This window comes from Streptomyces katrae (assembly GCF_002028425.1).
In the GTDB taxonomy this organism is placed as follows: domain Bacteria; phylum Actinomycetota; class Actinomycetes; order Streptomycetales; family Streptomycetaceae; genus Streptomyces; species Streptomyces katrae_A.
Window position 1 is genome coordinate 2775588 of record NZ_CP020042.1, and the last position, 12747, is coordinate 2788334.

Sequence of the window (12747 nt, forward strand, 5' to 3'; positions counted from 1 at the left end):
TCCGCCTCTCTTCGTACCCAGGCAACCCTTACGTGTGAGCGGGAACAGATACTGCTAGCGTGCAGTTGCGCATTAGTTGCAATAAGCGATTGGCACGCTGAGGGGACCGGACACACGCATGGCCATCTACACGCTTCCTGAGCTTCCTTACGACTACGCGGCGCTCGAGCCAGTGATCAACCCGCAGATCATCGAGCTGCACCACGACAAGCACCACGCGGCCTACGTCACGGGCGCCAACACCACGCTGGAACAGCTGGCGGAGGCACGCGACAAGGAGAACTGGGGCGCGCTCAACGGGCTGGAGAAGAACCTGGCGTTCCACCTCTCCGGCCACATCCTGCACAGCATCTACTGGAACAACATGGCGAGCCCGAAGACCGGTGAGGGCGGCGGCGAGCCGACCGCGGCCGACGGGGTGGGCGACCTCGCGGACGCGATCACCGAATCCTTCGGCTCCTTCGAGAAGTTCAAGAAGCAGCTGACCTTCGCGTCCTCCGCGACGCAGGGCTCCGGCTGGGGCGTGCTGGCGTACGAGCCCGTCAGCGGGCGCCTGGTCGTCGAGCAGGTCTACGACCACCAGGGCAACGTGGGCGTGGCGAGCACGCCGATCCTGGTCTTCGACGCCTGGGAGCACGCCTTCTACCTGCAGTACAAGAACCAGAAGGTGGACTTCATCGAGGCCATGTGGAACGTCGTCAACTGGCAGGACGTGGCCAGGCGCTACGCCGACGCCAAGGCGAACACCCCGCTGCTGATCCCCGTCAAGGGCTGACCGGCACCCCGTAGACCGCCCGCCTCGTGATCGTCTTCTCAGCCTTCGCGTGCGGGCGTGCAGAGCGGAAGACCCCCGTGAGGACGTGACTCACGGGGGTCTTCCGTCTGTACCGGGGGGGTGCGACTACTCGAAGCTGGGGCCCTTGGTGCGGGTGCGCTTGATCTCGTAGAAACCCGGGGTCGAGGCGACCAGCAGCGTGCCGTCCCACAGGCGGGCGGCGGCCTCGCCGCGCGGGGCCGGGGTGACGACGGGACCGAAGAAGGCGACCTCCTCGCCGTCGGCGCCGGGCACGGAGATCACCGGGGTGCCGACCTCCTGGCCGACGCGCTCGATGCCGTCGTTGTGGGAGTCGCGCAGCACCTGGTCGTACTCGTCGGAGTCGGCGTAGGCGAGCAGCTCGGCCGGCAGGCCGACCTCCTCCAGGGCGTCGGCGATGACCTCGCGGGTCGCTCCGCGGTCCTCGTTGTGGATCTTCGTGCCGAGAGCCGTGTACAGCTTGCCGGTGATCTCCTCGCCGAACTTCTGCTGGGCGGCGATCACCACGCGCACCGGGGCCCAGCCCTTGGGGCCGAGGAGCTCGCGGTAGCGCTCGGGCAGCTCGTCGAGCTTGTCCTCGTTGAGCACGGCCAGGCTCATCACGTGCCAGCGGACCTCGACGTCACGGACCTTCTCGACCTCGAGCATCCACCGGGAGGTCATCCAGGCCCAGGGGCAGAGCGGGTCGAACCAGAAGTCGACCGGGGTCTTCTCGCGCACCTGGGTGTCGGTCATGTCTCTCCTCGGGTCACATGGGGCGTCTGTGCTCAGGTTCCTCCTGGCCAACCGGGCCGCAGCCGCACGCATTCCCTCCGTGGGAGGATTCGGCCGAAGAAGCGATCACGCACGAAGGAGTGCCACGTGCCCGGTGAGAATCTGTCCCGCGACGAAGCCCGCGCGCGGGCCGAGCTGCTGTCCGTCGACGGGTACGAGGTGGTCCTCGACCTGAGGTCCGCGGTGGACGAGGCCGAACCGGCCGAGGGCCCCCGGACCTTCCGCTCGGTGACGACCGTGCGCTTCCGCGCCGCGGTCCCGGGCGCCTCCTCGTTCGCCGACCTGATCGCCCCGTCCGTGAACGCGGTCACCCTCAACGGCCGCGCCCTGGACCCGGCCGCCGTCTTCGACGGGGCGCGCATCGCCCTGGACGGCCTGGCCGCCGAGAACGTCCTGGTGGTCGACGCGAACTGCGCGTACAGCCGCACCGGCGAGGGCATGCACCGCTTCGTCGACCCGGAGGACGGCGAGGTCTACCTCTACACCCAGTACGAGCCGGCGGACGCGCGGCGGGTGTACGCGAACTTCGAACAGCCCGACCTGAAGGCCCCCTACCGCTTCGAGGTGACCGCTCCCGAGGGCTGGACGGTCTGGAGCAACGGCGCGGAGGAGTCCCGCGAGGGAGGGGTGTGGCGCTTCGCGGAGACCGCGCCGATCTCCACGTACATCACCTGCGTGGTGGCGGGCCCGTACCACTACGTCACGGACACCTACACGCGCGGGGACCTGACGATCCCGCTGGGCGCGATGTGCCGCAAGGGGCTGGCGAGGCACTTCGACGCGGACGACGTCTTCCTCGTCACCAAGCAGGGCTTCGACCTCTTCCACGAGATCTTCGACTACCCCTACCCCTTCGGGAAGTACGACCAGGCCTTCGTGCCCGAGTACAACCTCGGCGCCATGGAGAACCCGGGCATGGTGACCTTCCGCGAGGAGTACATCTTCCGCGGCAAGGTGACGCAGGCCTCGTACGAGCGGCGCGCCAACGTCATCCTGCACGAGATGGCGCACATGTGGTTCGGCGACCTGGTCACCATGAAGTGGTGGGACGACCTGTGGCTGAAGGAGTCCTTCGCCGACTTCATGGGCTCCTTCGGGCTGGTCGAGGCCACCCGCTTCGACCAGGCCTGGGTCACCTTCGCCAACAACCGCAAGGCGTGGGCCTACCGGGCCGACCAGCTGCCGTCCACCCACCCGATCACGGCCGACATCCGTGACCTGGAGGACGCCAAGCTGAACTTCGACGGGATCACCTACGCCAAGGGCGCGGCCGTGCTCAAGCAGCTCGTCGCGTACGTGGGCCGGGAGGCGTTCCTGGACGGCGCGCGGCGCTACTTCAAGGCGCACGCGTACGGCAACACCACCCTGGACGACCTGCTGTCGGTACTCGGCGAGGTCTCCGGGCGGGACATGGCCGAGTGGTCGCGGGCCTGGCTGCAGACGGCGGGCGTCAACGCGCTGACCCCGCAGGTCACCACGGACGCGGCCGGCCGGCTGACCGAGCTGGCCGTGGTGCAGGAGGGCGACGAGCTGCGTCCCCACCGGGTGGCGGTGGGCCTGTACCGGCTGGAGGCCGACGGCTCGCTGGTGCGCTACGCGCGGGCCGAGGCCGACGTGGCGGGCGTGCGCACGGTGGTCGGGGAGCTGGCCGGGCTGGAGCGGCCCGACCTGGTCCTGGTCAACGACGACGACCTCACGTACTGCAAGATCCGCTTCGACGAGGCCTCGCTGGCCACGCTCCGCGGCCACCTGGGCGACCTCACCGACCCGCTGGCCCGCGCCCTGTGCTGGTCGGCGCTGTGGAACCTGACGCGGGACGCGCTGATGCCGGCCCGGGACTTCCTGTCGCTGGTGCTGGCCCACGCCGGCCGCGAGAGCGACGTCGGCGTGCTCCAGCAGCTGCACGCGCAGGCCCTGAGCGCGGTCACCCACTACGCGGCGCCCGACTGGCGCGAGCAGGGCGGCCGGGAGCTCGCGGCGGGCGCGCTGCACGAACTGCGGCTGGCCGAGCCGGGCTCCGAGCACCAGCTGACCTGGGCCCGCTTCTTCGCGGCGAGCGCGGTCAGCGAGGGCGACTTCCAGCTGCTGCTGGGGCTGCTGGAGGGTTCGGCGCGGATCGACGGGCTGGAGGTCGACCAGGAGCTGCGCTGGGACTTCCTGCTGCCGCTGGCCGCGCACGGTGTGGTGGACGAGTCGGTGCTCGCGGCCGAGCTGGTCCGCGATGACACCGCCTCGGGCAAGCGGCACCAGGTGCGCTGCCTGGCCGCGCGGCCCTCGGCGGCGGTCAAGGACCAGGCGTGGGCGGTGGTGGTCGAGTCGGACGTGCTGTCGAACGCGCTGGTCGAGGCGACCATCAGCGGAATGCAGCAGTCCTCGCAGCGGGACCTGCTCGCGCCGTACGCGGCACGGTACTTCGAGGTGATCGAGCGGGTCTGGGCGGAGCGGTCGATCCAGATCGGCATCGACGTGGTGAAGGGGCTGTACCCGATGCTCCAGGACTCGCAGGCCACCGTCGAGGCGACGGACGCCTGGCTGGCGGCCCGCCCCGACGCGGCCCCCGCGCTGCGCCGCCTGGTCCTGGAGTCCCGCGACGACCTGGCCCGGGCCCTGCGGGCCCAGTCCCGCGACGCGTAGCCCCGGGGCTGCCGCTGCGCGGGGCTGCTCCCCGCCCCGCGCAGCGGCGCCCGCGCCCGGCAGCGCCATCGGCAGTCGAACGCGCGTACTTTAGCCCCATCTTGTCCGGATTTGTCGACGAGTGTGTAACAGGCGTTAGCAAGGCCATGGCCTGAGGGAATCACCGCGTCATGAACCAGAACGCACCCCTCCCCCTCGCCCACCTCACCGCCAGCCGCCCCCGCGTGCTGACCCTCGCCCAGCTGCGCGAGCACGGCGTCAGTGCCGCCGAGGCCGCCGGACGGCCGTGGCAGCAGGTGCTGCCCGGGGTGTTCCTGCTGCACGCCGGCCCCGCGACGAGCGAGGAGCGCCTGCACGCCGCCCTCCTGTACGCGGGCAAGCGCGGCAACGGCGAGGCCATGATCACCGGGCTGGCCGCACTCGCGCTCTACCGGTTCTCCTCCACCCCCGCCCTGCTCTCCCTCTCGCACATCGACGTCCTGGTCCCGAACACCCGCCGCCTGCGCTCCACCGGCGACGTGCGCATCGTGCGCTCCCACACCCCGCCCCGCCCGCTGGAGGTGACCGGGGTGCCGGTGGCGCCGGTGGCGCGGGCCGTGGCCGACGCCGTCGCCCAGCTGGACGACGCCACAGTGGTGCGCCGCATTCTCAGCGAGGCCGTCCGCGCCGGACACTGCGAACCGGCCGCCGTGGTGCGGGAGCTGACGGTGGCCCGGCTGCTGAACCGGCCGCACGTGATCGACGCCGTGGAGTCCCTGCTGGCCGAGGGCCGGGCCCTCGCCGAGGACCGGCTGTACCAGCTCGTACGCGGTTACGAGCTCCCCGAGCCGGTCTGGAACGTGGACCTGCGGCTGCCCGGCGGCCCGCACCTGGGCGGGGTGGACGCGTACTGGCCCGAGCAGGCGGTGGCCATCGAGATCGACACCCGGGCCCCGCGCCAGGGGGAGGACGAGGACTTCGCCGAGGCGGTGCGCAAGCGGGAGACCCTGGAGCGGCTCGGCGTGACCATCCTCTACCTGACCCCGCGCAAGCTGCGCGACTGGCCCGAGCAGCAGGCCGCGGTCGTCCGGACCGCCCTGACGGCGTCCTGCGACCGCGAACCCGCCGCCTACCTGGTGGTACTGCCCCGGTGAGGGCCGCCCGGGAGGCTCGGGGCGCCCGGGCGGGCGGGGACGGCCGGGTTCGCCGGGGAGTACTCCGGCGCGCTCCAGCGCAGCCGCCCCGGATGCAGGCTCTGCACCACCGCCTCCACCCGGAACCGGACGCAGCGGTCCCCGTCGGCACCGAACTCGGTCCGGGCCCGCCCGCTCAGCTGGAGCAGCCCGCCGCCCTCCCAGTCGGGGAAGAGCAGTCCGGCCCGCTCGTCCAGGGCGAGGTTGCCCAGGGTCAGGAACATCGCGTTGCCCGCATAGTCCGGCCAGCGCAGTTCGGTGGGCGAAAGCACCTCCACGAAGCCCGGCATCCCGCCCCGGTGGCTCGCGTCGGCCCCTCCCGGGTCCGCGGTGGTGGCGATGAAGAAGGTGTCGGCGGCGCGGACGGCCCGCTCCTGGTCCGGGGTGAGCCCCGCGGAGCGCCGTACGATGCCGGGGCCCTCGGCCACCAGCTCCAGCGGCTGCCGCTTCTGCAGGTACTTCGGGCAGTTGGAGAAGACCTCCTCGGCCGCCACCGCGAAGCCGCCGGGCGTCACGGCGAGGGTGCCGTTGAGCCGCATCCGGCGCCGGGTGCGCGGGTCGAGGGCGATGGTGGCGACCCGGGTGCCGTCGGCGGCCAGTGCGCCGGCGAGGGGGTCCCCGTGCGGCAGGCCGCCGCGGACCGCGATCCGGTCCGGCCCGGTGGCCCGGACGAAGCCCGGCGGGCCGGTGAGCAGCGAGGCCCACAGCCGCCCCACGCCGTCGGCGGCGCCGACGACCAGGTGGGGCTGGAGGGCGAGGAAGGCGGCCGCCACGTCCCGGATGCCCGGGCCGATGGAGCGCCCGACGTGCTCGGCGAGCGCGCGGACGCCGACCCGTTCCTGGATGGCCAGGGATCCCTGGTGGTAACGGTCCATGACGGCCCTCACTTCCCGAGTGTCTAGAAGAAACCGCAGGTGGGAGCGGACTCGACGGGGGCGGGAGCGCCCTCGGCGCCGGTCGGCACGGAGATCTCCAGGCGGGTGCCGTCCGGGTCGTGGAAGAAGATCCCGCCCGAGGCCGCGCCCTCCCGGTGGGCGACGACGCCCTCGTAGGCGAAGTCGACGCCCAGGCCGCGCAGCCGCTCCTCGTACGCCCGGACCTCCTCGATCGCTCCGGCGGAGAAGGCGAGGTGGTGCAGTCCGGCCGCCCGCGGGGCGTACGGGTCCTGCGCCTGCTGCCAGAGGGTGAGGACGAGCTCGCCGTCCCGGCCCAGGAAGGCGAAGCGGCGCCCGTCCTCCTTGCCCTCGCCGAGCAGGTCGAAGCCCAGGGCGTCGCGGTAGAAGGCGAGCGAGCGCCCCAGGTCGGTGACGTTGAGGCCCACGTGCCCGGTGCGGAGGGTGCCGACGGCGGTGGTGGTGGTCATGAGGGTTCCCTTCCCAAGGATGTCCGGTGTTCTCCGGCTCTCTAACCTTCTAAATTGAGATTAGAGGTTAGGGACCGGGCCGTCAACCGGTCACGTACCCTTGAAGGGTTAGCGGCGCGAGGAGGCGGACATGACGGCACCACCGACGACGGACCCCCGCCCGCTCACCGGGGAGCCGCTGTCCCTCGACCTGATCAACACGCGCTGGATGCCGGAGGGCAAGCTCACCGACCTCTTCGCCGGCGCCTTCGGGCTGAGCCGGCTCGAAGGGCTGGGCCTCTGGCTCCAGAGCACGGGCCTGGCCGCCCGCTTCCGCGCCGACAAGTCGACCCTGGTCCACCTGCTGACCGCGCGCGAGGCGCTGGCCCGCGCCGTCGCGGACCCGGCCGACGCCGGCGCCCGCGAACTGGTCGACGCCGTACTGGAGCACGGCCGCATCCGGGCCACCCTCACCGCCGAAGGCCCGGGCGAGCGGGCCGAGTTCGACGACCCGGCCTGGGGGCCGGCCTGGACCGCGGCCCGCGACTACCTGACCCTGCTGGAGTCGGCTCCGGACCGGATCCACAAGTGCGCCTCGGAGACGTGCGTGCTGCACTTCCACGACACCTCGCGCAACGGCACCCGGCGCTGGTGCTCGATGGCCGTCTGCGGCAACCGCGCCAAGGCCTCGCGCCACTACGCGCGCACGCGCGAGCGCTGAACGGTCGGAATCTGTCACACCTGGGGTGAGGGCAGCCCCCGAAACACTGCCGCCACAAGGCCTGTAAGTCGATAAATCCACTCCCTCACCGATGCAAGTCGCCCCGGCTTGCCCCGGCATGTTCCCGATGGCGGGAACTCCACCCTGGCGGGTGTCCGCCATGACAGGTCTCGGTCAATGACAGCTCTCCCCAAACAGCTGTCACTTGCGCAAAGCTGACCGGTCATCCGGCACCGAAATCCGGACCGTATCGATCTCTAGCCAGGGATGCTGATGACCCTCGAATCCCCCAGCTCCACCGGGGCCATACCCGGCGCCCGGCGCGCGGCCCGCGTCGCGGCGGCCGCGGGCCTGGTGGCCGCGCTCTGCGCCACCGGCGCCGTACCCGCCTTCGCGGCGGCCGGTGACAACCCGTCGGCCCCGGCGCCGGCCAAGTCGGCCGACCAGAAGCTCGGTTCGGCGGACGCCGAACTGCTCCAGGAGGCCAAGGCCAAGGGTGACGCGACCGTCACCGTCATGGTCGCGACCGCGCCGGGCCAGACCAAGCAGGTCGCCGACCAGCTCGACGCCGTCCAGGGCGCTTCGGTGGGCCAGACGTACGACAAGCTCGGCTACGTCCGCGCCACCCTCCCGACCGACAAGGCGGAGGCGGCGCTGAAGGCGGCCGCCAAGCTGGAGTCGGTGCACGGCTTGGACCTCAAGCAGGAGATCCAGCTGCCGGACCCGCGCCCGGACTCGGGCAAGGACGGCTCGGGCAGCAAGACCGCCGCCGAGACCTACCCCGGTCCGGACAAGAACACCCCGGCGAAGAACCCGTACAACCCGTCCTTCGAGACCGGCGCGGTGGACTTCGTCCAGAAGAACCCGCAGGCCGACGGCCGCGGCGTCACCATCGGCATCCTGGACTCGGGCGTCGACATCGCCCACCCGGCGCTGCAGAAGACCACCACCGGCGAGCGCAAGATCGTCGACTGGGTCACCGCGACCGACCCGATCCTGGACAACGACGCCACCTGGCGCCCCCAGATCACCCCGGTCACCTCCACCGGCGGTTCCTTCACCGCGGGCGGCCAGAGCTGGAAGGCCCCCGAGGGCACCTTCCAGTGGAGCCGCTTCAGCGAGTCGATCACCGCCACCGGTGACATGAAGGGCGACGTCAACCGGGACGGCGACACCACCGACAAGTTCGGCATGCTGTACGACCCGGTCGCCGGCACCGTCCGCGTGGACACCGACCAGGACGGCGACTTCACCAACAACGAGCCGATGAAGCCGTACAAGGACGGCTACCAGATCGGCTACTTCGGCACGGACAACCCGGCCACCGACGTCGCCGAGCGGATCCCCTTCGTGATCCAGATCCGCAAGGACGTCCCGATGGACCCGCTGGGCGGGGACTGGGTCGGCAAGAAGGCCGACTTCGTCAACATCGGCATCATCGAGTCCGAGCACGGCACGCACGTCGCCGGCATCACCGCCGCCAACAGCCTCTTCGGCGGCAAGATGAACGGCGAGGCGCCCGGCGCGAAGATCGTCTCCTCGCGCGCCTGCTCCTGGTCCGGCGGCTGCACCAACATCGCGCTGACCGAGGGCATGATCGACCTCGTCGTCAACCGCGGCGTCGACATCGTCAACATGTCGATCGGTGGTCTCCCGGCGCTGAACGACGGCAACAACGCCCGTTCCGAGCTGTACAAGAACCTCATCGACACCTACGGCGTCCAGCTCGTCATCTCGGCGGGCAACGAGGGCCCCGGCGTCAACACCATCGGCGACCCCGGTCTGGCCGACAAGGTCGTCTCGGTCGGTGCCGCGGTCTCCAAGGAGACCTGGGCCGCCAACTACGGCTCCGGCGTGACCACGAAGTACAACATGTTCCCCTTCTCCTCGCGCGGTCCGCGTGAGGACGGCGGGTTCACGCCGACCATCACCGCCCCCGGCGCGGCCATCAACACCACCCAGACCTGGCTGCCCGGCAGCCCGGTCAAGGAGGCGGGCTACAGCCTGCCGGCCGGCTACTCGATGCTCCAGGGCACCTCGATGTCCTCGCCGCAGGCGGCGGGCGCCAGCGCCCTGCTGATCTCGGCCGCCAAGCAGGCGAAGATCGCCCTGCTCCCGGCCAACCTGCGCGTGGCGCTGACCAGCACCGCCAAGAAGATCGACGGTGTCCCGGCGCACGCCCAGGGCGCGGGCCTCATCGACATCAACAAGGCGTGGGAGTCGATCCAGCGCGGCGCCAAGGCCAACGAGTTCACGGTCAAGGCCCCGGTCGACACCGCCCTCGACCAGTTCCTGAAGACCCCGGGCTTCGGCACCGGCCTCTACGACCGCGAGGGCGGCCTGAAGGTCGGCCAGAAGAAGGTCTACGACGTCGTCGTCACCCGCACCACCGGCCCGAAGTACGGCACCCGCCACAACATCAGCTGGCGCAACAACGACGGCACCTTCAAGGTCGTCGGCGGTGGCGGCTACGACTACGTCACCCTGCCGCTGAACAAGCCCGTCACCATCAAGGTCGAGGCCAACGTCAAGTCGGCCGGCGTCCACAGCGGCATCCTGCAGCTCGACGACCCGACCACCGAGGGCATCGACAAGCAGATCCTGGCCACGGTCGTCGCCTCCACCCCGCTGGCGCAGCCGTCGTTCGCGCTCTCGGACACCTCCTCCGTGCAGCGCAACAGCCACAAGTCGTACTTCGTGACGGTCCCGCAGGGCGCCAAGACCCTCGAGGTCGCGCTCGGCGGTCTCGCCGAGGGCAGCCAGACGCGCTTCATCTCGATCCACCCGTACGGCACGGGCGTCGAGGACAGCGCCACCACCCAGTGCTACCCGAACTACAACAACCCGGCCAACAAGTGCCGCCCCGACCTGCGCTCCTACGACAACCCGCAGCCGGGCGTCTGGGAGATCGAGGTCGAGTCGCGCCGTACGTCGCCGCTGCTGGACAACCCGTTCAAGCTGGACGTCTCCGTCCTCGGCGCCGGCTTCGACCCGGCGGTCAAGGTCCTCCCCGAGGTCAAGCAGGGCACCCCGGCCCCGGTCCAGTGGACCGTGAAGAACACCGGCGCGGCCATCTCCGGCGGCAAGCTCCAGGGCAGCCCGCTCGGCTCGGCGAAGGTCGACAAGCCGACCATCGCCGCCGGCGAGACCAAGACCACCGAGGTCACCGTCGGTGAGGGCGTCTCCCGTCTGGACGTGGCCATCAACCACACCTCCGACGCCGCCGCCGACCTCGACCTCGAGGTCTACAAGGACGGCGTGAAGGTCGCCTCCTCGGCCGACGGCGACTCCGACGAGTCCGTGAGCCTCGACAAGCCCGCCGCCGGTACCTACACCATCAAGGTGATCGGCTACGCGGTCCCGTCCGGCTCCACCACGTACGACTACCGCGACGTCTACTTCTCGTCCGCCCTGGGCACCGTCCAGGTCGACGAGGCCGCCGCGGTCAACCTCGCCAACGGCGCCTCGGCGCAGGTCTCGGCGAACGTCCTGGTCTCCGCCGCGGCCCCCGAGGGCCGTCAGTTCTTCGGCCAGGTCCAGCTGCTCAACGGCCGCGGCACCGCCGCCGGCACCGGCAGCGTGCAGATCGACAAGGTCACCCCGTAAGGGCGTGAGCTGACAGCATGACGAAGGGGCGGGCGCTCGATGAGCGCCCGCCCCTTCCGCATGCCCCCTCGGGCTACGTCACTTCTTCAGCGAGCTCAGATCCTGGGCGTAGGTGCCGACCGCGTGCGCGATCACGTCGAGGTTGGTGTCGAACGCCTTGAGGTCCAGGTTCTTCAGGGTGTCCCCCGCCCCGTGGTAGTTCGGGTCGTAGGGGGCCCCGGCGGTGCCGCCGTAGCGCTTGGCCTGCTCGGCGGTCTTGATCCCCTCGGCGCCGGTGAAGGTGCCGCCCGCCGGGATGCCGTTCTCGATGAACGGGCCGTAGTCGGAGCGGCCGTCGAAGTCGCTGCCCTCGTGCGGCTTGCCCTTCTTGTCCAGGAAGCCGTTGATCAGCGACTCGATCTGCGCCGAGCCGGCCGGGCCGGCGCCCGCGCCCGTCTTGTCGGAGTCGTCGCCGTCGTAGACGAACTGCACCGGGTTCGGCGAGGCGATCATGTCGAAGTTCAGGTAGAGGGCGATGTCCTTCTTCTGCTTCTCGGACAGCTGCCCCACGTAGTGCTCCGAGCCCAGCAGACCCAGCTCCTCCGCCGACCACCAGGCGAAGCGCACCTTGTTGGCAGGGCCCTTCCCCTTCTTGTTGGCGCCCTCGTCGGCGAGCTTGAGGGCGACTTCGAGGAGGCCGGCCGAGCCGGAGCCGTTGTCGTTGATGCCGGGGCCCTCGGGGACGGAGTCCAGGTGCGAGCCGACGGTGACGACGCGGTCGGCGCGGCCCCCCTTGGTCTCGGCGATCACGTTGCGGGTGGTCTTCCTGACGTGCTCCTGGTCCAGGTCCAGGCGCACCTTCACCTCGCCCTTCGCGGCCGCCGCGGCCAGCGCCTCCCCGTCGGCCAGGGTGATGCCCGCGCTCGGGATGATCCCGTCGGAGGGCGAGGAGAACCCGCCGCGGACGGGGGTGGTGCCGCTGTGGTTGTAGACGATCACACCGGCCGCGCCGGCCGCGGCGGCGGCCCGCTGCTTCTCCACGAAGGTGCAAGCACCCCGCTTGACCAGGGCGATCTTCCCGGCGAAGGCGCCGGCCGGGTAGTCGTCGGCGGAGCAGCCCGGGGTCTCGTCGACCCGGGCCAGGGCCAGCGGGGCGGTCAGTCCGCCGGCCGGGGTGGACTTGGTGAAGGTGAAGGCGGCGGTGGCCAGCTCGCGCGGCTGGTCGCCGAGGACGGTGGTCTTCTCGGTCTTGGTGTGCGCCTCGTAGATGTCGAAGTCCTGGTACGAGACGTCGTAGCCGGCCTTCTTCAGGGTGTCGTGGACGTAGGCGGCCGAGGCGGCGTGGCCCGGCGAGCCCGCGGCCCGGTTGCCGCCGTTGGCGTCGGCGATCTGCTGGAACTTCGCCAGGTGGCGGTAGGCCCCGCGCGCGGTGACCTCCTCGACCAGCTCCTTGGCGAGCCGGCCCTCGCGGGGGTGGGCGGCGGCCGCCGGGGTGGCGGTGGCGGTCAGCAGCAGGGGCGCGGCGACGGCGGCGGCCGCGAGGGCGGCGAGGGCGGGTATGGCCGGTATGGACCGGCGGTGGTGTCGGTGGCGGATGGTCCGCATGGTGGTGTTCCCCCCGGGGGTTCCGGTGCTTCGGATTCTGGTGCGCCGCGTCCGGATAACGATCACGGCTGAACGGAAGCTAACCGGCTCCGACCTGGCA

9 protein-coding genes are annotated in these 12747 nt (G+C 71.1%); 5 read left to right on the plus strand and 4 right to left on the minus strand.

From position 1 onward, the window contains the following. Positions 1 to 118 precede the first annotated feature (118 nt). Entirely contained in the window at positions 119 to 775 is a 657-nt protein-coding gene (locus tag B4U46_RS12505) for a superoxide dismutase (protein WP_079426962.1), read from the plus strand. 126 nt (positions 776 to 901) lie between these two features. Here B4U46_RS12505 and B4U46_RS12510 read toward each other — a convergent pair whose 3' ends face one another. Beyond that, entirely contained in the window at positions 902 to 1549 is a 648-nt protein-coding gene (locus B4U46_RS12510; protein ID WP_079426964.1) for a DsbA family protein, read from the minus strand. Positions 1550 to 1675: 126 nt separating this feature from the next. Here B4U46_RS12510 and pepN point away from each other — a divergent pair, with 126 nt between their 5' ends. Next, a complete protein-coding gene (gene pepN, locus B4U46_RS12515) occupies positions 1676 to 4222 on the plus strand; it encodes an aminopeptidase N (protein ID WP_079426966.1) in 2547 nt (848 codons plus the stop codon). Positions 4223 to 4392: 170 nt separating this feature from the next. Continuing rightward, positions 4393 to 5355 carry a hypothetical protein gene (locus B4U46_RS12520; protein WP_079426968.1) on the plus strand — a complete coding sequence of 321 codons (963 nt, stop codon included), beginning with the start codon at positions 4393 to 4395 and terminating at the stop codon, positions 5353 to 5355. On the opposite strand, the gene B4U46_RS12525 is transcribed toward B4U46_RS12520, so the two are convergent. Both B4U46_RS12525 and B4U46_RS12530 read right to left on the minus strand, forming a co-directional pair. Beyond that, positions 5331 to 6269, minus strand: a complete 939-nt coding sequence (locus B4U46_RS12525; protein ID WP_079426969.1) for a pyridoxamine 5'-phosphate oxidase family protein — start codon at positions 6267 to 6269, stop codon at positions 5331 to 5333. The two genes, B4U46_RS12520 and B4U46_RS12525, sit on opposite strands and share 25 nt — an antisense overlap. Positions 6270 to 6292: 23 nt before the next feature. Then, a complete protein-coding gene (locus tag B4U46_RS12530) occupies positions 6293 to 6757 on the minus strand; it encodes a VOC family protein (protein ID WP_079426971.1) in 465 nt (154 codons plus the stop codon). A 130-nt stretch (positions 6758 to 6887) separates the two neighbouring features. Here B4U46_RS12530 and B4U46_RS12535 point away from each other — a divergent pair, with 130 nt between their 5' ends. Together B4U46_RS12535 and B4U46_RS12540 are read left to right on the plus strand one after the other, a co-directional pair. Beyond that, a complete protein-coding gene (locus B4U46_RS12535) occupies positions 6888 to 7457 on the plus strand; it encodes a CGNR zinc finger domain-containing protein (protein ID WP_079426973.1) in 570 nt (189 codons plus the stop codon). Between the two features lie 273 nt (positions 7458 to 7730). Next, positions 7731 to 11063 (plus strand): S8 family serine peptidase, encoded by a 3333-nt coding sequence (locus B4U46_RS12540; protein WP_079431719.1) that lies wholly within the window; start codon positions 7731 to 7733, stop codon positions 11061 to 11063. Positions 11064 to 11141: 78 nt separating this feature from the next. On the opposite strand, the gene B4U46_RS12545 is transcribed toward B4U46_RS12540, so the two are convergent. Beyond that, positions 11142 to 12647 carry a M28 family metallopeptidase gene (locus B4U46_RS12545; RefSeq protein WP_079426975.1) on the minus strand — a complete coding sequence of 502 codons (1506 nt, stop codon included), beginning with the start codon at positions 12645 to 12647 and terminating at the stop codon, positions 11142 to 11144. Between the last annotated feature and the right edge of the window lie 100 nt (positions 12648 to 12747).

What these genes read in the sequence shown, in the direction of transcription:
- B4U46_RS12545 (WP_079426975.1), bottom strand. Translation starts at nt 12,647, where the DNA reads ATGCGGACCATCCGCCACCGACACCACCGCCGGTCCATACCGGCCATA.
- B4U46_RS12520 (WP_079426968.1), top strand. Translation starts at nt 4,393, where the DNA reads ATGAACCAGAACGCACCCCTCCCCCTCGCCCACCTCACCGCCAGCCGC.
- B4U46_RS12505 (WP_079426962.1), top strand. Translation starts at nt 119, where the DNA reads ATGGCCATCTACACGCTTCCTGAGCTTCCTTACGACTACGCGGCGCTC.
- B4U46_RS12530 (WP_079426971.1), bottom strand. Translation starts at nt 6,757, where the DNA reads ATGACCACCACCACCGCCGTCGGCACCCTCCGCACCGGGCACGTGGGC.
- B4U46_RS12510 (WP_079426964.1), bottom strand. Translation starts at nt 1,549, where the DNA reads ATGACCGACACCCAGGTGCGCGAGAAGACCCCGGTCGACTTCTGGTTC.
- B4U46_RS12525 (WP_079426969.1), bottom strand. Translation starts at nt 6,269, where the DNA reads ATGGACCGTTACCACCAGGGATCCCTGGCCATCCAGGAACGGGTCGGC.
- B4U46_RS12540 (WP_079431719.1), top strand. Translation starts at nt 7,731, where the DNA reads ATGACCCTCGAATCCCCCAGCTCCACCGGGGCCATACCCGGCGCCCGG.
- B4U46_RS12535 (WP_079426973.1), top strand. Translation starts at nt 6,888, where the DNA reads ATGACGGCACCACCGACGACGGACCCCCGCCCGCTCACCGGGGAGCCG.